General features: G+C 73.2%; 11 protein-coding genes and 3 pseudogenes. 10 read left to right on the top strand and 4 right to left on the bottom strand.

Annotated features, from left to right (window positions below):
• Positions 1–172 precede the first annotated feature (172 nt).
• The 3 genes and pseudogenes from BM536_RS02245 to BM536_RS02255 all read right to left on the bottom strand — a co-directional run bounded on the left by BM536_RS02245 (position 173) and on the right by BM536_RS02255 (position 4,925).
• The gene (locus BM536_RS02245) at positions 173–1,096 is read right to left on the bottom strand and encodes a MurR/RpiR family transcriptional regulator (protein ID WP_073493664.1); all 924 of its coding nucleotides are present in this window, start codon (positions 1,094–1,096) and stop codon (positions 173–175) included.
• Between the two features lie 182 nt (positions 1,097–1,278).
• Entirely contained in the window at positions 1,279–3,180 is a 1,902-nt protein-coding gene (locus BM536_RS02250) for a phosphatase PAP2 family protein (RefSeq protein ID WP_073493662.1), read from the bottom strand.
• An 838-nt stretch (positions 3,181–4,018) separates the two neighbouring features.
• A pseudogene (locus tag BM536_RS02255) lies at positions 4,019–4,925 on the bottom strand (BadF/BadG/BcrA/BcrD ATPase family protein).
• Between the two features lie 338 nt (positions 4,926–5,263).
• Between BM536_RS02255 and BM536_RS02260 the strand changes: the two are divergent.
• The 5 genes and pseudogenes from BM536_RS02260 to BM536_RS02280 all read left to right on the top strand — a co-directional run bounded on the left by BM536_RS02260 (position 5,264) and on the right by BM536_RS02280 (position 11,778).
• Positions 5,264–6,408: pseudogene (locus BM536_RS02260) on the top strand (ROK family protein).
• Between the two features lie 270 nt (positions 6,409–6,678).
• On the top strand, positions 6,679–8,010 hold the full coding sequence (locus BM536_RS02265) for an ABC transporter substrate-binding protein (protein WP_073496569.1): 1,332 nt from the start codon (positions 6,679–6,681) through the stop codon (positions 8,008–8,010).
• Between the two features lie 45 nt (positions 8,011–8,055).
• Positions 8,056–9,033 (top strand): carbohydrate ABC transporter permease, encoded by a 978-nt coding sequence (locus tag BM536_RS02270; protein ID WP_073496552.1) that lies wholly within the window; start codon positions 8,056–8,058, stop codon positions 9,031–9,033.
• Between the two features lie 33 nt (positions 9,034–9,066).
• Positions 9,067–9,945, top strand: coding sequence for a carbohydrate ABC transporter permease (locus tag BM536_RS02275; RefSeq protein WP_073496554.1), 879 nt, complete (start codon positions 9,067–9,069; stop codon positions 9,943–9,945).
• A 6-nt stretch (positions 9,946–9,951) separates the two neighbouring features.
• Positions 9,952–11,778, top strand: coding sequence for a hypothetical protein (locus BM536_RS02280; protein WP_094102433.1), 1,827 nt, complete (start codon positions 9,952–9,954; stop codon positions 11,776–11,778).
• A 34-nt stretch (positions 11,779–11,812) separates the two neighbouring features.
• Here the strand turns inward: BM536_RS02280 and BM536_RS02285 are convergent.
• Positions 11,813–12,452: pseudogene (locus tag BM536_RS02285) on the bottom strand (nucleoside/nucleotide kinase family protein).
• An 80-nt stretch (positions 12,453–12,532) separates the two neighbouring features.
• Here BM536_RS02285 and BM536_RS02290 point away from each other — a divergent pair.
• The 5 genes from BM536_RS02290 (at position 12,533) to BM536_RS02310 (ending at position 18,633) form a co-directional block, all read left to right on the top strand.
• Positions 12,533–12,928: a nuclear transport factor 2 family protein gene (locus tag BM536_RS02290; RefSeq protein ID WP_073496557.1), complete on the top strand. Its 396-nt coding sequence runs from the start codon at positions 12,533–12,535 to the stop codon at positions 12,926–12,928.
• A gap of 67 nt (positions 12,929–12,995) precedes the next feature.
• Positions 12,996–13,739, top strand: coding sequence for a beta-phosphoglucomutase family hydrolase (locus BM536_RS02295; RefSeq protein ID WP_094102434.1), 744 nt, complete (start codon positions 12,996–12,998; stop codon positions 13,737–13,739).
• The gene (locus BM536_RS02300; protein WP_094102435.1) at positions 13,736–16,081 is read left to right on the top strand and encodes a glycoside hydrolase family 65 protein; all 2,346 of its coding nucleotides are present in this window, start codon (positions 13,736–13,738) and stop codon (positions 16,079–16,081) included. The genes BM536_RS02295 and BM536_RS02300 overlap by 4 nt, the downstream gene beginning before the upstream one ends.
• Before the next feature lie 117 nt (positions 16,082–16,198).
• A complete protein-coding gene (locus BM536_RS02305; RefSeq protein WP_094102436.1) occupies positions 16,199–17,695 on the top strand; it encodes a hypothetical protein in 1,497 nt (498 codons plus the stop codon).
• Positions 17,692–18,633, top strand: coding sequence for a lysylphosphatidylglycerol synthase domain-containing protein (locus tag BM536_RS02310; protein ID WP_094102437.1), 942 nt, complete (start codon positions 17,692–17,694; stop codon positions 18,631–18,633). Before BM536_RS02305 ends, BM536_RS02310 begins: the two co-directional genes overlap by 4 nt.
• The last annotated feature ends 4 nt before the right edge of the window (positions 18,634–18,637 follow it).

Below are 18,637 nucleotides of genomic sequence, written 5' to 3' on the forward strand. Positions count from 1 at the left end.
CGGATGCCCGCTCTGGTGCCCTTGGCGGGCGGGTGCGGCCGTGAAGCAGTATTTATATATGCCGTCCTCTTTGCAAGGCGTATGAAAACATTCATGCGCGATTTGTTCGCAATGATCCCTGTGCGATTCCGCCGGGACGGGGGTGCGGGGGAGACGACGGCCCGGCGGCGGGTCAGTCGCGCAGGAAGAACTGGTGCTGCTCGGCGATCTGCTCGTACTCCTCGAGCCGCGCCTGGGTGCGTTCGGGGCCCGCGTCCGTCATGGCCTGGAGCAGGGCCGCGGCCACCACACCGGGGGCGGCGTAGGAGTCGAACACCAGTCGGGAGCCGGTCCCGGTGGCGAAGGTGACGTCGGCCTCGTCGGCCACGGTCCCCAGCGCCAGGTCGGTGACCAGCGCGACCTTGAGGCCGGCACTGCGGGCGACCCGCACCGCGGTCAGCGTCTCCTGCGCGTGCCGGGGCATCGAGAACGCCAGCACCCATGTCCCGCCCGCCTCGCGGGACTGCAGGAGAGCGTCGTAGGCGACACTGCCGCCCCGCGTCACCAGCCGTACGTCCGGGTGGACACGGCGGGCGGCGTAGGCGAAGTACTCCGCCAGCGAGGCCGAGATGCGCAGGCCGAGGACGGTCAGCGGGGTGGAGGCCGACAGCAGCCGGCCGACGTCGATGACCCGGTCGGGATCGGCGAAGTCGCGGCGCAGGTTCTCCAGGTTCTCGATCTCCGCGTCGACCGCGGCCTGGAGTTCGTTGCTCCCGTTCTCCTCGGTCGCCGCCGGGCCGCCCGCGAGCGTGCCGAGCGCGATCGACTGGAGCCTCTCCCGCAGCGCCGGATACCCGCTGAAGCCGACCGCCGCCGCGAACCGGGTCACCGAGGGCTGGCTGACCCCCACCCGGTCGGCGAGGTCGGTGATCGACAGAAAGGCCGCCTCGGTGATGTGCTCGATCAGGTACTGGGCGATGCGCCGCTGGCCCGGGGACAGATGGGGCCCGTCGAAAAGCGCCCTGAGGCGGGAGGTCGCGGACACCTCCGCCTCCGGATCGGTCTTGCCCGAGGTGATCGTGGTCGCCTGTGCGCGTGCCTGCTGAGGCGATGGCACCGGTCCTCCTCCGTGTTCTCCCACGAAGCTCAACATAGCTCACGGACCGTGCCCGGTCGGGTGGGCGAGAGGGCGGGCTCGCGCCTGGTGAGGGGGCGCGGGCCGGAGGGGGAGCGGCCCACCGGCGAGGCCGCGCCCGCCGGTGGACCGCTGCCACCCGTCAGTACGTCATCGCCACGTCGTCATCGCCGCGCGATGCGCACCGACAGACCGTCCGCCGTGTAGACCGGCACGGCCCGCAGACGGTCCGTGCCGCCGTGCAGCTCGACCCGGTCGAAGCGGCCGCGCAGCGCCGGAGCGTCGATCACGCGGACGGTGCTGCCCACGGCCGGCGGGCGTTCCTCGTCCAGGCGCAGCGACAGCACGCTGTCCGGGCCCAGCACCACCCGGCGCGTCACGGTCAGGACCGCCTTGCGCCGGCCCGCGCGCAGGGTCGGCTCCAGCGTGCCCGACTCCTGGGCGAACAGGCCGTGCACCTGGACCGGTTCGTCGACGCGGACGGTCCCGCCCAGCACCCGCACGTCACCGTGGCCCAGCGCGTGCGCCGACGCCGACACCAGGACACCGTCCTCCACGACGGTCCCGCCGGTGTACCGGTTGTGGCCGGTCAGGGTGAGGGTGCCGGTGCCCTTCTTCGTCAGTCCGCCCCGCCCGTCGATGTCGTTGCGCCAGGTGTCGGCCGCCCCGAAGCCGCCGGCGGACGCGTCCAGCGTGACCGTCACGTCGGAGGCGAAGGAGCCGTAGCCGTCGGCCGCCGTGAACAGGTCGAGGCGGCCCCACCGCTCGAAGCCGTCCAGCAGGACGTACCCGGCGGGCAGGGCGGTCGTGCGCAGGACCTCGCGGCGCTGGGCCGCGCTCAGGTACGGCAGCCGCGTCTCCAGCAGCACCTCGGCGCCCTTGGGGACGGTGAGCGGCTCGTCGCGGCCCTCGCGGGTGAGGACGTAGGTCAACCGGGGCTCGACGGAACGGCGGTTGGCGCGACGGTCGGCGTAGCGGTCACCGGCGTCGGAGTGCGCGTGGGCGTACAGGGTGTCGGCCGTGGTGCCGGTCCGCCGTGTGAAGTACGCGAGGGCCTGCGCCCGCGCCGCCTGCTTCAGCTCGGCGTTGGCCGGGTCGGCCAGCGCGGCGGCGGCCAGGGCGGTGGCCATGATGCGCCCGCCCATGACGTCGACGGTGGAGTGCATGCCGGAGACGATCCGGGTGTGGCTCAGCTCGAAGGCACGCGTCACCAGCTCCTGGAACCGCTCGGGCACCGCGTAGGCGAACGCCAGGGCCGCCAGGTGGAAGGCGTTGGTGTGCCCGCTGGGGAAACCGCCGTCGTCGACGGGGGAGGTGCTGCGCTGACGCAGCAACTGGGTGACGACGACCACCTCGGAGTCGTAGACCGGGTAGCCGAGGGCGTCGGTGCGGCCGGTGTCGACGACCTCGCTGTTCTCGTTCATGCGCCACGGGCGCGGGTACTGGAACGTGTACTTGCCGGGGTTGCCGGAGGCGAAGGGGCCGCGCACGGTGTCGACGAGCCTGGCGACCTGTCCGAGGTCCGAGGTGTACGACCCGGCGCCGAGCGCGGAACCGGCCGGGGCGTCGGCCGGAACGGCGTCGCTGATCGGGGTCGGGGGAGTGGTGTCCGGGGCGGTGGTGATCGAGGTGACCGCCTTGGCTCCCGTGCGGTAGAGGTCGGCGAGCGGACCCAGCGCGCCGATCATCGCGTAGCTCTGGTGCTGGCGGTCGTGGACGAACGCCTCCCTGGCCTGCGCCTCCGTGCGGGCGGCGGTGACGCGGGCGCAGTAGCGCATGTTGGCGCGCAGCACGTCGGGCCGCAGCGCGGTGCCGGTGTTCCAGGCCGCGCCGGTCGTCCAGACCTCCGCCATCCCGCCCAGGACGCGCACCACGGCGTTGGTCTCCGGCGTCAGGTTCGCCATGACGTTGGACCGGTAGTCGTCGACGAACGCGAGCGGAGCCGTGGCGGCCTTGGCGTCGGCGGCGGCCAGCCAGGAGACCAGCGTGGGCGCGGCGACCAGCGCGGCGGAGCCGCCCAGGGACGCCTTCAGGAAGCCTCTTCGGTTCACGGCGGTTGACGGCATAGAGGTGCCTCTCTGGGGTCGTTTCGGCCGTGCGGCCGGGGAGGTCGTGCGATCGAGTGCGACTCTGAACGGTTGTGACGATCCGTGAGCCGAAGGGTGCGTACGTGCGAAGATCTACGGCCGTGTCGTGTCCCACCGGCGAGGGTTCGGCGACCGGGACGTGTCCCGCGGGTGAACGGGGTGCCGGTGCCGTCGGTGGGGTGTGGGGGTGCGGGTGAACGGGGTGCGGTGCCGTGGCAGGGCGCGGCGGGTGCGGTGGTGACCGTCGGCTGCCGACAGCGCCACGACCGGACCGACGCGCCCGCCCACCCACTGCCGGCGACTCCCGGCCACGGGTGTGCGCGGCGCCCCCGGTGCGTGCACGAACGCCCTGTCCCGGCCGTTCTCGCGTCGCCGCTGCCCGGTTGTCGGTCGGGCGGGGGCGCCGTGTTGCGGCCGCTCCCGCACTGCCGCTGCCCGGTGTTCTGCCGGGCGGGGAATGCCGTGTCGCGACCGTCTCGCGTCACCGCTGCCCGGTCGTCCGTCAGGCGACGAACGCCATGTCACGGCCGCTCCCGCACTGCTGGCGCCCGGTTGTCGGTCGGCGGGGAATGTCGTGTCGTGGCCGTTCTCGCGTCGCCGCTGGGGGTTCTGCCGGGCGGCGGACGCCATGTCACGGCTGCTCCCGCGCTGCCGCTGCCCGGTCGTCTGCCAGGCGCGGACGCCATGTCACCGCCGTTCTCGCGTCTCCGCTTGCTGGTCGTCCGCCATGCGGCGGACGCCATGTCGCAGCCACCCCCGCCCCACCGCCCCACCGGCCCGCGGCCGGTGACCGGGCACCGGTCCCGCTGAGCGCCCCTCACAACAGTCCCCGTGCCAGTGCGATCGCTCCCTGCACGGGTGGGACGCGCAGTGCCCTGGCGCGGGCCCCCGGCAGGGCCCGCGCGAGTGCCGTGGTGAACGCCTCGTACAGCGCGGGCTGGGCGAGCACCGTGCCGCCCGCGACCACGACGTCGTCCACGGGAACCCCACGGGCGGCGAGCCGGGCGACGAGTGCGGCGAGCGCCTCGCCGGCCTCGGTGATCACGGTCCGGGCGAGCGGGGAGCCGTCGGCGGCGGCCGCGAAGACGGTGGGAGCGTGCCGGCCCCACTCGGCGGACAGGTCCGCGGCGCCTTCCAGGCCGCGCCAGGGCCGGCACCTGGGGACCCCGCAGCGAGTCGAGCAACCCGAGCGCGAGGCGGTCGGGCCGCTCCCCGCGGTCGTGGGCGGCCCGTACGGCGCGGGCAGCCTCACGGACCAGACCGGCGGCGCCGCCCTCGTCACCGAGGACCGCGCCCCAACCGCCGACCTGGACAGGGGTGCCGTCGGGCAGTCGGCCCACGGCCACCGAGCCGGTGCCGGCGACCAGGCCGGCGCCCTTGTCGAGACCGGCGGCGGGGACGAGGAGTTCGGCGTCGCCCACGATCTCGGCGGGCACGTCGAGGAGGGCGGTGACGGCGGCGGCGATCGCGGCGCCCTGCCGGGGCGTCTCACAGGCGTGCGCGCCGACGGCGAGGGCGGCGGGGCGGGCGCCGGTGGGCAGTGTGTCGCGCACCAGGGCGGCCAGCCAGCCGGCGGCGGCAGCGGGGTCGTGGGGCCGCCAGCCGCCGCTGGCGCGGACGTGGTCGGCGATGAGGCCGCCCCCCGCGAGCGCGCGGAGGTGCGTCTTGGTGCCGCCCACGTCGATGCCGACCAGCAGGGGGCACGTGGGAGGAGAGTCCTGCACGGATCCTCTTTCGTCGTTGCGCTGGGCTGCGACGGCGGGCGAACCGTGTCCTGGAGGACGGGGGAGAACAGGAGACGCAGGAGGTGAACGAGGCCCCGGGACGGGCCTCTGACGGAGCACGGCAGGCGAGTACCGTGATGTTCGTTAGGAAGTTAACTAACGAAGTACAGTGCGTCAAGAGTCGTCGCGCACTCGGACCCGAGTGCGTTCCGGCCGGGCCGGGAACGCGTCGGAAACGCTGGACGCCGGCCTTCCAGTCGCCGTGTTCCACCGAGCTGACCGACGGGAGCCGGTCGGGATGCGAGTGTGGGTGCGGCCCGTGACCTGAGTGGGGGAATGTGGAAGACGTCGTGGCAAGAGCCCCCCGGCTGACCGAGAGCGCGGGGGCGGTGTTCGCCGTGCTGGCCGAGGCGGGCAGCGCCACCCGGCCGCAACTCGCGACCATGGCGGGCCTGTCCAAGCCGACGGTGTCCTCCGCCGTCGCGGAGCTGGAGGGCGTCCGCTCGCGGCCCACTCCGGCACCTCCTCCGGGGGTACGGGCCGCTCGGCCGCCGTATACCGTCTCGGTCCGGCCGCCGGGGCCGTACTGGCCGTCGATCTCGGCCCCGCCCTCACCCGGGTGCGCGGCTGCGCCCTGGACGGCACGCTGCTCGCCGAGGCCACCGGCTCACGGGCGGGAGCCGCCGACGTGGTGCGGGAGGCGCTCGACGCGCTGCCGGGCGACGCCCCGCTGCGGACCATCGTCGTCGCCGTCGGTGACGTCACCGCGCCGGGGGAGCGGGGCGCCGGCGTGCGCCCGGCGACCGCGAAGGCCGGTCCCGTGTTCGACGCGGTGGCCGTGGCACTGCCGCCGGGGGTGCCGGTCCACCTGGAGAACAACGTGAACTGCGCCGCGCTGGCCGAGCTGCACGAGGGCGCGGCGCGGGGCCGGCGCACCTTCGGTTACCTGCGGATCGGTGTGGGCATCGGCCTCGGCATCGTCGTCGGAGGGCGGGTGCTGCGCGGAGCGAACGGCGCGGCCGGAGAGCTGGCACGGCTGCCCTACCCCTGGGCCGACGGCCGTGAGCCCCGGCACGAGGCCCTGGAGGACTACATGGGCGCCCGTTCCCTGCTGCGCCGCGCCGCCGAGGTCTGGCGGCAGGACGACGGGCCGTGTCCGCGCACGACGGATCGCCTGCTCGCCCTGGCCGCCAGGGGCAGCGCCCCGGCCCGTGCCGTCCTGGACCGTCATGCCGTGGACGTGGGCCGGCTCGCCGCCGCCGTGATCGCCGTACTGGATCCGGGCCTGGTCGTGCTGGGCGGCAGCACCGGCGCCGATCCGCGGCTGCTGCCCGGTGTGCGGGCCGAGGTGGAACGGCTGAGCTGGCCCACGGAGGTGGTCAGCAGCACCGTCGGTGACCTGGGCACCGTCGTCGGCGCGGCCCGGCTCGCGGTGGCCCGGGGAGTCCAAACCGTGACCGAGGCGGCGCGGGCGAAGGATTGACGGCCTCGGACTCGGTCTGCCAATGTCCGGACAAGCGCTTTCTAAGTCGGCCGGGACGTCGACTTGGGGCAGGCGTCCCGCCCGTACCCGAGGTACGGCAGCCGCACGAGGGCGTGCTCGTGTGACGACGGCCATGGCGGCCGGGGATCCGCACCCGTGAGGATGGCGCGGCCGGGCGAGGCCGCTCCACCGGAAGGCGCCATCCAGAGCAGCATCCCCGTGCCGCATCGACCGGCCGGGAATTCCGTCACGCACCTCAGGGAGGACCCGGTGGGTCACCACATCTCGCGCAGAACCCTCTTCCGCACCGCGAGCGGTCTCGCCGCAGTCGGCGCGCTCGGCAGCTCGCTCGCCGCCTGTTCCGGCGGCACCGGGGCCGGCAGCACCAGCAGCAAGCTGACCATGACCTGGTGGGGGAGCGACGAGCGTCACGCGGCCTACAAGAAAGCGCTTGCGACGTTCCAGAAGGACAACCCGAAGATCGACATCCAGGAGACCTACTCGGGGTACGACGGGTACTTCGACAAGTTCAACACCAACGTCGCCGGCGGCAGCGCGCCCGACCTCATGCAGATGGACACCGCGCTCGTCGCCCAGTACGCCCGCAAGGGGGTCCTCGCCCCGCTCGACGAGTACGTCGGCAAGAGCCTCGACCTCACCGGCTTCGCCAAGACGCTCCTGGCCAACGGCACCGTCGACGGCAAGCTGTACGGCGTCCCCTCCGGCATCGGCGTCAACCAGCTCACCGTCAACCGCAGCGGCCTGGAGGCCCTCGGCCTGAAGCTGCCCGACCGCGAGTGGACCTGGGCCGACCTCAAGTCGATCGCGCGGGAGGTCTACAAGAAGAGCGGCGGCAAGACCTACGGCGTCGACGACGGCGGCGGCGGCACCCTCCAGTGCTTCGAGATCTTCGCCCGGGAGAAGGGCCAGACCTTCTTCTCCGAGGACGGCAAGAAGGTCGGCTTCACCGCCGACACCCTCCAGGAGTGGTGGGAGTACTGGGCCGAGATGCGCAAGCTGAACGCCGCCCCGCCGCCGGCCATCACCTCCGCCGCGCACAACGACCTCACCAAGAACGCCGTCGTCATCGGCAAGTCGCTGTTCACCTTCGACTCCGGCGTCTACGGCGCCGGCGGCTCGATCACCGACGCGCAGCTGGACTTCCTGCCCACCCCGCAGGGCGACTGGTCGGGGGCCCGCGAGGGCAACTTCGTCAACGGCGGAGTGCTGCTGAGCGCGACGAAGAAGAGCAAGAGGATCGCCGACTCCGTCAAGATCATCTCCTTCATCGCACAGAACGACAGCGCGATCAAGGACTTCCAGCTGCTGCGCGGCATCCCGCCGACGGACAAGGCCCGCAATCTCATCTCGGCCGGCCTGTCCGAGACGGACAAGCTGAACATGGCCAACGCCGACTACATCTCCCAGCGCGTGGGCAAGGCGACCGACGCGCTGCCCAACCCGGTACCCCCGCCGCAGGGCGCCGACCAGGTCTGGGACCTGCTGTTCCAGTCCAACCTCGCCGTGGCCTTCGGCAAGAAGTCCATCAAGGCGCAGCTCGGCGCGTTCTTCGACCAGGCGGCAGGGATTCTGTCCGCGTAACGCGCGGCGCACGTGGAAACACCGGGAGAGGCCAGGGAGATGAGTATGACCACCGCGAAGACCGACGAGGTCGTGAAGGAGACGCCGGCCCCGGCGTCCCCGCCCGACCAGCGGGAGCGCGATCGTATGCGGCGCCGCCTCGCCAGAAAGCGAGGCGGAGGCTGGTGGCCGTACGTCTTCCTGGCCCCGTGGTTCGTCGGCCTGTTCGGCCTGACGATCTACCCGATGCTCGATTCGCTGTACCTGTCCTTCACCGACTTCGACCTGCTGACGCCCGCGGAGTGGGTCGGCACGAAGAACTACGAGCACATGTTCGCCGAGGACCCGGTCTTCTGGGACACGGTGCACGCCACGCTCCTGTACGTCGCCGTCTCCGTCCCCCTCAAGCTCGCGCTGGCGCTCGGCGTGGCGATGCTGCTCAACCGGGACCTCAAGGGCATCGGCCTCTACCGGGCCGCCTTCTACCTGCCCTCGCTGCTCGGCGGTGCGGTGGCCGTCGCCATCGTGTGGCGCCAGGTCTTCGGCGGCGACGGTCTGTTCAACGACTTCCTCGGCTGGTTCGGCATCAAGGGCCAGGACTGGATCTCCAGCCCCGACACGGCGATCTACACGCTGATCCTGCTGGCCGTCTGGCAGTTCGGCACCCCGATGGTCATCTTCCTCGCCGGCCTGAAGCAGTTGCCCAGGGACGTGTACGAGGCGGCGGCGATCGACGGCGCCGGCCCGGCCACCCGCTTCTTCAAGATCACCCTGCCGCTGCTGACCCCGATCGTCTTCTTCAACGTCGTCCTGCAGATCATCGACGCGTTCAAGACGTTCACCCCCGCCTTCGTCATCAGCAACGGCACCGGCGGACCCCTCAACTCGACGATGCTGTACTCCCTGTACCTGTACAAGAAGGGCTTCACCGACCTCGAGATGGGATACGCCTCGGCCATGGCCTGGGTGCTGTTCCTGGTCATCGCAGGCTTCACGGCGGTCAACTTCATCGCCAGCCGTTACTGGGTCCACTACGACGACTGACGCCTGACGTCCGAGCGAGGAGTCCTTCCCACCATGTCCGCCATCACCCCGACCACGTCGCCGCTGCACAAGCTCCGCTCGGCCACCGGCGCCCGCCGCATCTTCATCCACACCCTGCTGATCGGCGTGGCGGTCGTCATGCTGTATCCGCTGCTGTGGATGCTGAGCAGCTCGCTCAAGCCCGACACCGAGATCTTCACCCACCCCGGGCTCATCCCGAGCGAAGTGCGCCCGGCGAACTACTCCGAGGGCTGGAGCGGCTCCGGCAACTCCTTCTCCCTCTACATCACCAACTCGCTGATCGTCACGATCGGCGCGGTGATCGGCAACGTCATCTCCTGCTCGCTGGCCGCCTACGCCTTCGCGCGCTTCGAGTTCCGCGGCAAGCGGATCTGGTTCGGCCTGATGCTCGGCACGCTGATGCTGCCCACCCAGGCCGTCCTCATCCCGCAGTACACGATCTTCTACAACCTGACCTGGATCAACACCTACCTGCCGCTGATCGTGCCGAAGTTCCTCGCGGTGGACGCCTTCTTCATCTTCCTGATGGTCCAGTTCATCCGCTCCATTCCGCGCGAGCTGGACCACGCGGCCATGGTGGACGGCGCCAACCCCTGGCAGATCTACTGGAAGATCATCCTGCCGCTGATGAAGCCGGCCCTGATCACCACCACCATCTTCACCTTCATCTGGACGTACGACGACTTCCTGCACCAGCTCGTCTACCTCCAGCAGAACGACAAGTTCACCGTCCCCCTCGGCCTGACCCTGTTCCTGGACCAGACCAGCGGCTCGTCCTACGGCCCCATGTTCGCCATGTCGACACTCGCCCTCCTGCCGACCCTGATCTGCTTCCTCATCTTCCAGAAGAGGCTGGTCGAGGGCCTGGCGACGTCCGGCATGAAGGGCTGAGCAGACGTGTACCTCCCGCACCAGCGCAGCCCGCTGCACGACCTCGACGACACCCCGCAGGCCTACGACGCCGTCCTCGCCGACGTCACCGAGCAGGCCCTGGCCCGGCTGACGCCCGAGGGCAGCCTCGAACACCCCGACTGCGTCGACGACATCGGCGACACCTCCCTCGGCGTCACCTCCCTGCTGGCCCTGGCCTGGCAGCGCTCCGGGGACCCCCGCCTGCCGGAGGCGGTACGGCGCAGCGTGGACTTCCACCTGCGCGAGCGCGTCCACCGGGAGGACAACCCCGGCTACCCGAACCTGCGGGTCCGCGACTCCGGGCTGCCGTACGCCCGTTACACGCTCGCGCCGGGCGCCCACCCGATCGGGGACTGGCCGAGCACCGTCTGGGCGCTGCTCCAGATCGTCAACGTGACCGAGACCGCGACGAACCTGCTCGACGACGAACTCCGCCACGAGATGCTCCAGGTCGCCCACGGCTACTGGCGCTGGCTGACCGAGGCGACCTTCTTCAACCCGCAGGAGGCCGGCAACCAGGCCATCGGCTGCGTCGTCGGCGGCCTGATGCTGGCGCGCCAACTCCACGGACCTGACGGCGAGTCCGTGCGGGCCCGGGCCATGAGCCTGTACGAGGAGGAGATCCGCGCCCACCGCGTGCGCGACCGGGGTGCCCTCCTGCCCCCCGAGCACGGCGGCGCCTACGACAACAACTACGGCCCGATCTCCCTGTCCTTCCTCGCCCAGGCCCACCGGGTCAGCGGCGAGGAGGTCTTCGCCCGCGACGGCGACGCGCTCGCCCGCTACATCGACGCCCGGCTGACCAACGGCGGCTTCGACATCGGCGGCCCCCGCTACAGCGAGCAGCACTCCGGTTTCGAGTCGGTCCTCGGCCTGCGCTACTTCGGCCACCGGATCGGCTCCGACCTCGGCCGCTACCGCGGCGACACCCGCTGGGGCCGGCACGCGGTGAAGGCCGACGGCGGCGTCGACGGCCACTTCGCGTGGATGCTGGTCTGGCAGATCCAGGACACCACCCCCTGGCACCGCCGGCCCGCCGAGCACCCGGTCCGCCACCAACTGCGCGCCGGCGCCGTCTCGGTGGCCTTCGACGACCGGATGACCCCCTCGGTGATCGAGGCGGGCGGCACCTACTACCTGCCCGCCGCCGTCACCCGGCAGCACGGCTTCGGCCCCGTCACCGACGGTTTCCTCCTCTGCCGCCCCATGGGTGAGGTCCGCGTCCGTGACCTCCGCACGGGCGGCCTGACGGCCAAGCTCGTCACCAAGCCCGTCGTCGGCCGCGACCATGTGCTGCGGTACGTCCGCTCCCTGTACGTCACCGACGGCACCCGGCTCTGGACGACGGTGGCCGTCGAACGCCTCGCCGCCCCGCCGTACCTGCTGGCAGGCATGCCGTACGCCGAGGACGACGGCGACCGGGTGCGCCGTACGGCACGTGGCGAGGTCGTCTCGGCCGGCGCCCTCCGCCTGACCCATCCGGCGGCCGAGGGCGCGGAGCACTTCGACGCCCGAGCCGAACTCACCCAGGAACAGGCCGCGTTCGCCCTCGCCGCCGACCCGCGCGGCTACGGCGACCCCGACGCGGGCTGGCGCCACCTGGTCAGCTCGACGGCCCTGGAGGCGGAACCCGTCCAGGACGCCCCCGACGACCTCCACGTCTTCGCGGTCCGGTACGGCTCACCGGACCCGCTGACCGTGTCCGTCACCCGGGACGGGACGGACCTCGTCATCCGCACGACCGCCTTCACGGCCGTACTCGGGGCCGACGACGCCCAAGGAGAACCGGAGTTGACCCTGCGCGCGGCCTGACCGCGCGGCCGACCCGGCCCCGGGGCCCCGCCGCTCAGCCCGCGGGGCCCCGCACCACCAGATCGGCGCGGTCCCGCGTCGCCGCCACCAGGTCGGCGTTGCGCTGGTCCGTGCCCAGGACCCAGGCCACCGCCTGCGCGCGGGCCTTGCCGAACTCCTCGTGGCGGGCGACGAGCCGGCGGACGCGTTCGGCCTCGTCGACCTCGCAGAACCACACCTCGTCCAGCGCGGACCGCACGCGCGCCCACGCTCCCGTGCCCAGCAGCAGGTAGTTGCCCTCCGTCACCACCAGGCGGGCGGTCGGCGGTACCGGCACGGCGCCCGCGAGGGGCTGCTCCAGGTCCCGCTCGAAGCCGGGCGCGTACACGATGTCGTCGCCGTCGGCCTCCTCCCGCAGCCGGCGCAGCAGGGCCGCGTACCCGGCCGCGTCGAAGGTGTCGGGCGCGCCCTTGCGGTCCCGGCGGCCGAGCCGGTCGAGTTCCGCGTCGGCGAGGTGGAAGCCGTCCATCGGCACGTGCGCCACCCAGGGCTCCCCGGTGCCGTTCAGCTCCCGCACCAGGTGCCGGGCGAGCGTCGTCTTGCCCGCGCGGAGCGCCGGCGATGCCCAGGATCGCGCGGCGCCCCCGGCGGGCGAGGGAACGCGCGCGGGGCAGCAGGTCGTCGTAGGTCGCCACACAGCAGAGTGTCGCAGCCTTGAAGGGAACCCGGAGGGGGACCGGACGGCGAGCGGACGGCGAGCGGAGGAGGACAGGACGTGTCGGAGGACGAGAGGCGGATCCGCGCGCTGATCACGCGCTGGGCCGACGCGGTGCACCGCGGCGACCTGGAGGCCGTCCTCGCCGACCACGCCGAGGACCTGCACCTGTACCACGTGACCCCGCCCCACGAGGGCCTGCGCGGCCTCGCCGCCTACCGGGCGCTCTGGCCGCCGTTCTTCGCGTGGCAGGCGCAGGGCGCGCTGTTCGAGATCGACGTCCTCGACGTCGCCTCCGGCCCGGAGGTCGCCTTCGCGCACGCCCTGCTGCGCTGCGGTACGCCCGAGGAACTGGCCGAGCGACCCACCCTGCGGCTGCGGCTGACGTTCGGCCTGCGCAAGCGGCGCGGCCGCTGGCTGATCACCCACGAGCACCACTCCTTCCCGCACGACTGACGCCGCGCCGCGGCGATGTGGCGCGCGCCACCCGGTGGGGAGCCCGCGTACGGGGAACGGGTCCTCCATGACGACGACGCTCGGTCTCCCGGACACGATCCAGGCCTGCCTCTTCGACCTCGACGGGGTCGTCACCCGGACCGCCGTGGTGCACGCGGCGGCCTGGAAGGAGACGTTCGACGCCTTCCTGCGCGAACGCGACGGCGCGGGGTACCGGCCGTTCGACTCCTCCCACGACTACGACGAGTACGTCGACGGCCGCCCGCGCGCCGACGGCGTCCGGACCTTCCTCGACTCCCGCGGCATCCATCTGCCCGAGGGCGGCCCCGACGACCCGCCGGACGCGGCGACGGTCCACGGGCTCGGCAACCGCAAGAACGAACTGCTGCTGGCGAAGATCCGCACCGACGGCGTCGAGGCCTACGACAGCACCCTGAGCTACCTGCGGGCCGTCCGCGCGCAGGGCCTGCGCACGGCGGTCGTCTCCTCCAGCGCCAACACCCGTGACGTACTGCGTTCGATCGGGGCCGAGGACCTGTTCGAGGTGCGCGTCGACGGCGTGGTGGCCGCCGAGCGCGGCCTGCCGGGCAAGCCGCACCCCGACACCTTCCTCGCCGCCGCCCGCGACCTCGGCGTCGCGCCGGACCGGGCCGCCGTGTTCGAGGACGCGCTGGCCGGCATGGACGCGGGCCGCGCCGGGCACTTCGGGTACGTCGTGGGCGTTGACCGGGTGGGGCAGCGCGACGCCCTGTACGCCCACGGCGCGGACGTCGTCGTCGAAGACCTGGCCGAACTGGGGGAACACGCGTGATCACCGACCGGTCCTATGCCGTCGAGCCGTGGTGCGTGCGCGAGACGCGCCTCAACCTGGACGTCCTCGCCCAGAGCGAGTCGGTGTTCGCCCTGTCCAACGGTCACATCGGCTGGCGCGGCAACCTCGACGAGGGCGAACCCCACGGCCTGCCCGGCACCTACCTCAACGGCGTGCACGAGCTGCACCCCCTGCCCTACGCGGAAGCGGGGTACGGCTATCCGGAGTCCGGTCAGACCGTCATCAACGTCACCAACGGCAAGATCCTGCGGCTGCTGGTCGACGACGAGCCGTTCGACCTGCGCTACGGCCGGCTCGTCTCCCACGAACGCGTCCTGGACCTGCGCCGCGGCGTCCTGGAGCGCACCTGCGAATGGACCTCGCCGGCCGGCTCGACGGTCCGGGTGCGCTCCACCCGGCTCGTCTCCCTCACCCAGCGCGCCGTCGCCGCCATCGCCTACGAGGTGGAGGCCGTGGGCAGCCGCTCCCGCGTCGTCATCCAGTCCGAACTCGTCGCCAACGAGAGCCTGCCCGAACCCGACGCCGACCCGCGCGCCGCCCGCGCGCTGAAGTCGCCGCTGGAACCGGAGGAGGACGTCGCCGTCGGGCAGCGGCTGCGGCTCGTGCACCGCACCCGGCGCAGCGGACTGCGCGTCGCCGTCGCGGCCGACCACACCGTCACAGGCCCCGAGCGCACCACCACCGGCAGCGAGAGCAATGTGGACGTGGCCCGCCTCACCGTCACCTCCGTGCTCGAGCCCGGCGAGACGCTCCGGGTGGAGAAGCTGGTCGCGCACGGCTGGTCCGGCGCCCGCTCCCGGCCGGCGATGAGCGACCAGGTGGAGGCGGCCCTCGCGGCGGCCGGACACAGCGGCTGGCAGGGCCTCCTCGACGACCAGCAGGCCTACCTCGACGACTTCTGGGCCGGCGCGGACGTGGAGGTCGACGGCGACGAGGAGATCCAGCAGGCCGTCCGCTTCGCCCTGTTCCACGTCCTCCAGGCCGGCGCCCGCGCCGAGCGGCGCGCCATTCCCGCGAAGGGCCTCACCGGCTCCGGCTACGACGGCCACGCCTTCTGGGACACCGAGACCTTCGTCCTGCCCGTCCTCACCTACACCGCGCCCGGCGCCGTCGCCGAGGCCCTGCGCTGGCGACAGGGCACCCTGGACGCGGCCCGTGAGCGTGCCGCCCAGCTCGGACTGAGCGGCGCCGCGTTCCCCTGGCGCACCATCGAGGGCTCGGAAGGGTCGGCGTACTGGCCGGCCGGCACCGCCGCGTTCCACGTCAACGCGGACATCGCCGACGCCGTCGTCCGCTACGTCGCGGCGACCGGCGACACCGCCTTCGAGCGGGACACGGGCGTCGAGCTGCTGGTGGAGACCGCCCGCCTGTGGCGCTCCCTCGGCCACCACGACGCGCACGGCGTCTTCCACATCGACGGCGTCACCGGCCCCGACGAGTACAGCGCGGTCGCCGACGACAACACGTACACCAACCTGATGGCGCGGGCGAACTTCCTGTCCGCGGCCGCGGCGGTCGAGCGGCACCCGGAGGAGGCCGCCCGGCTCGGCGTCGACGAGGAGGAGTCCGCGGCCTGGCGGGACGCCGCCGCGGCGGTGCACATCCCGTACAACGAGGAACTCGGCGTGCACGAACAGCACGCCGGCTTCACCCGCTACCAGCGCTGGGACTTCGACGGCACCCGCCCCGACCAGTACCCCCTGCTGCTGCACTTCCCCTACTTCGACCTCTACCGCAAACAGGTCGTCAAACAGGCCGACCTGGTGCTGGCGATGTACACCTGCGGCGACTTCTTCGACGAGGAGCAGGTCGCCCGCAACTTCGCCTACTACGAGCCGCTCACCGTCCGCGACTCCTCCCTCTCGGCGTGCTGCCAGGCCGTCGTCGCCGCCCAGGTGGGCCATCTGCGGCTGGCCCACGCCTACACGGCCGAGGCCGCCCTGATGGACCTGGCCGACCTGGAGCAGAACACCCGCGACGGACTGCACATCGCCTCGCTGGCCGGCACCTGGATGGCGCTGGTCGCCGGGTTCGGCGGGCTGCGCCGGGACGGTGACCAGACCCTGTACTTCTCGCCCCGCCTGCCGGAGGCGTTCAGCCGTCTCGCCTTCTCCCTCCAGTTCCTCGGCCGCCGCCTGCACGTGGAGGTCGGCCCCGACAAGGCCGCGTACACCCTGCTGTCGGGGCCTCCGCTGACGATCCATCACCATGGGACGCCGGTTCACCTCGACGGCGACGGACCCGCGGTGCGGCCCATCCCGACCACACCCGCGCGCCCCGAACCCGAGCAGCCGAGGCACCGGCCCCCCCACGTCCGCTGACCACCGCGGGCACCCGCTCGCGCGGCTGGCCGTATATCACCCTGCGTACCCGGCCCACACACGTTAGTTTGGCCATGTTTTTCCGATTGAGGGCAAACCGCGGGCGAGGGGTGGAGCATGGCCGACGGCTCGAACGCCACGCTCGTCGGTGCGCGGCGGGGCGCACCGGCGACCGTGCCCGGCGCACCCTGGCGGGCGCACGGCTCCTGGCTGCTCGCGGCAGTCGCGGCCGCCTTCACCGTGGCGCAACTCGTCCTCGTCGGGCCGGGCCTGGGCCTCGGCTGGGACGAGACGGTGTACGTCAGCCAGATCTCCGCCCAGGCCCCGCCCGCCTTCTTCAGCGCGCCACGCGCCCGCGGTGTCTCCCTGCTGGTCGCGCCGGTCACGTCCTGGTCGACGTCGACCGAACTGCTGCGCGTCTACCTGGCCGTCCTGTCCGGCCTCGGCCTCTACCTGGCCCTGCGGGTGTGGCGCACCTTCTTCCCGCCCCGCGTCCTGGCCGCCGCGGGCGCCCTCTACGCCTCCCTGTGGGTGACGTTGTTCTACGGCCCGGCGGCCATGCCCAACCACTGGGTCGCGCTCGGCGCCCTGGTCTGCGTCGGCTGCTTCCTGCGGGTCCGCGCCGACGGGACCGACCGGGCGGCGCTGTGGGGCGTCGCGGCGGGTGCCGCCCTCATGGCCTGGATGCGCCCCACCGACGCCGTCTGGACCACCCTGCCCCTCCTCGTCCTGCTGGTCCCGGCCCGCGACGTCCGCCTGGCCCTCGCCCTCCTGGCGGGCCTCGCGACCGGCGGCGGCCAGTGGATCGTCGAGGCGTACCTCAACCACGGAGGCCTCGGCGAACGGCTCTCCGAGGCCTCCCGCATCCAGGGCGGTCTCGGCTGGAACCTCGCTGTCGACGACCAGTTGCGCAGCCTGGTGGGCCGGACGCTGTGCCGGCCCTGCACCGTCGAGACGCCCCACCCGGTGATCATGGCCTGGTGGTTCGCGCTGCCGCTGCTGGCCGTCGCGGGCCTCGCGGTGGCGGCCAGGGCCCGCCGCACCCGGCCCACGCTGGTGCCGCTGGCCTGCGCCGCCACGGCCGCCGTGCCGTACCTCTTCCTGATCGGCTACGCGGCCCCCCGCTTCCTGCTGCCCTTCTACGCGCTGCTCGCCCTCCCGGTCGCCGACGCGCTGTGCCACCTGGTGACCGCGCCGCGCGGCCGGCTGCGCCCGGCCGTCGCCGCGGTGGTCGCGCTCGGCCTCGCCGGACATCTGGCGGTGCAGTACGTCGTCCTGGACCGCACCGTGGACCGCACCGCCGCCGACCGCCGTGCCTGGACCCGCACCGCCGCCGACCTGCACCGGCTCGGCGTACGCCCGCCCTGCCTGCTCACCGGCACGGAGGCCATCCCCGTCGGGTACTACGCCGGCTGCTCCTCGGCCAACCCGCGCGGCCACAACGTCAACATCACCGAGGCGGGCATCCGGCGCACCGCCGGCCGCGTCCCGACCGCCGCCCTCTCCCCGCCGGGCACACCACCGCCGCCGTACGCCCGCGGCTGGCGGACCCACCCGTCCGCCGGACTCGACCTGCACCTCGCGCCGTCACCGCCCGGGGACGGGACGCGATGACGTCCGAGCGGATCAGCGTCGGGGCCGGGCGCGGCAGCGGCACCTACTGGCGGACCGCGCTCACCCTCGCCGTGCTGGTCGCCGCCGTGTGGCTCGCCCACCGGCACTGGCCCGTGCTGCACACCGGAGCCGTGCGGCTCGCCGGGGCCGACCGGCGCTGGCTGCTCGCCGCTGCGGTGGCGGCGTCCGGGACCTGGCTGTGCGCGGCGGTCGCCCAGCAGGGCTCCGTCGTCCCACGACTGCCTCCGGGCCCGCTGGTGGCCGCGCAGTTCGCCGCGTCCGCCGCCAACCACCTGCTGCCGGCCGGCCTGGGCGCGGGCGCCGTCAACGTGCGCTTCCTGATGCGCCGCGGACTGACCGCCGGACACGCGGCGACCGCCGTCGCCGTCAAGGCCACGGCCGGCGCGGTGGCGCGCGTCGGCCTCCTCGCCGTGTTCGCCGCGGCCTGTCCGGGCCTGCTGCGGCTCCCGTCCGGCTGGGGCGGCTGGGCCGCCGTCGCGGCCGTGGCCGTCGGCGCGGTCCTGCTGGCGGCCGCCCGCCATCCCCGCTGCCGGGCCGCCCTGACGACCGTGTGGGCCGACGTCAAGGCCGTGCACGCCCTTCCGCGACGGGCCGTGGCCCTGTGGGGCGGCTCGCTGGCGTTCGCCGCGCTGCACGCGTGCGTGCTGATCTCCGTCACCCGGGCCGTGGGACTGCCGCTGCCCGCGCCGGAGGTGGCGCTGCTCTATCTCGCCGCGAGCGGTGCCGCCGCCCTGCTGCCCACCCCGGGCGGCATCGGCTCCCTCGACGCGGCCCTCGGACTGGCCCTGGTCACGGCCGGAGCACCGGCCGAGGGGGCCGCCTCCGCCGTCCTCGGCTACCGCCTCTGGACGCTGTGGCTGCCGCTCCTGCCGGGCCTGCTGGTGCTCGGCGTCCTGGTGCGGCGCAGGTCCCTCTGACCGG

The sequence above is a fragment of the Streptomyces phaeoluteigriseus genome, assembly GCF_001896135.2.
GTDB classification, from domain to species: Bacteria; Actinomycetota; Actinomycetes; order Streptomycetales; family Streptomycetaceae; genus Streptomyces; species Streptomyces phaeoluteigriseus.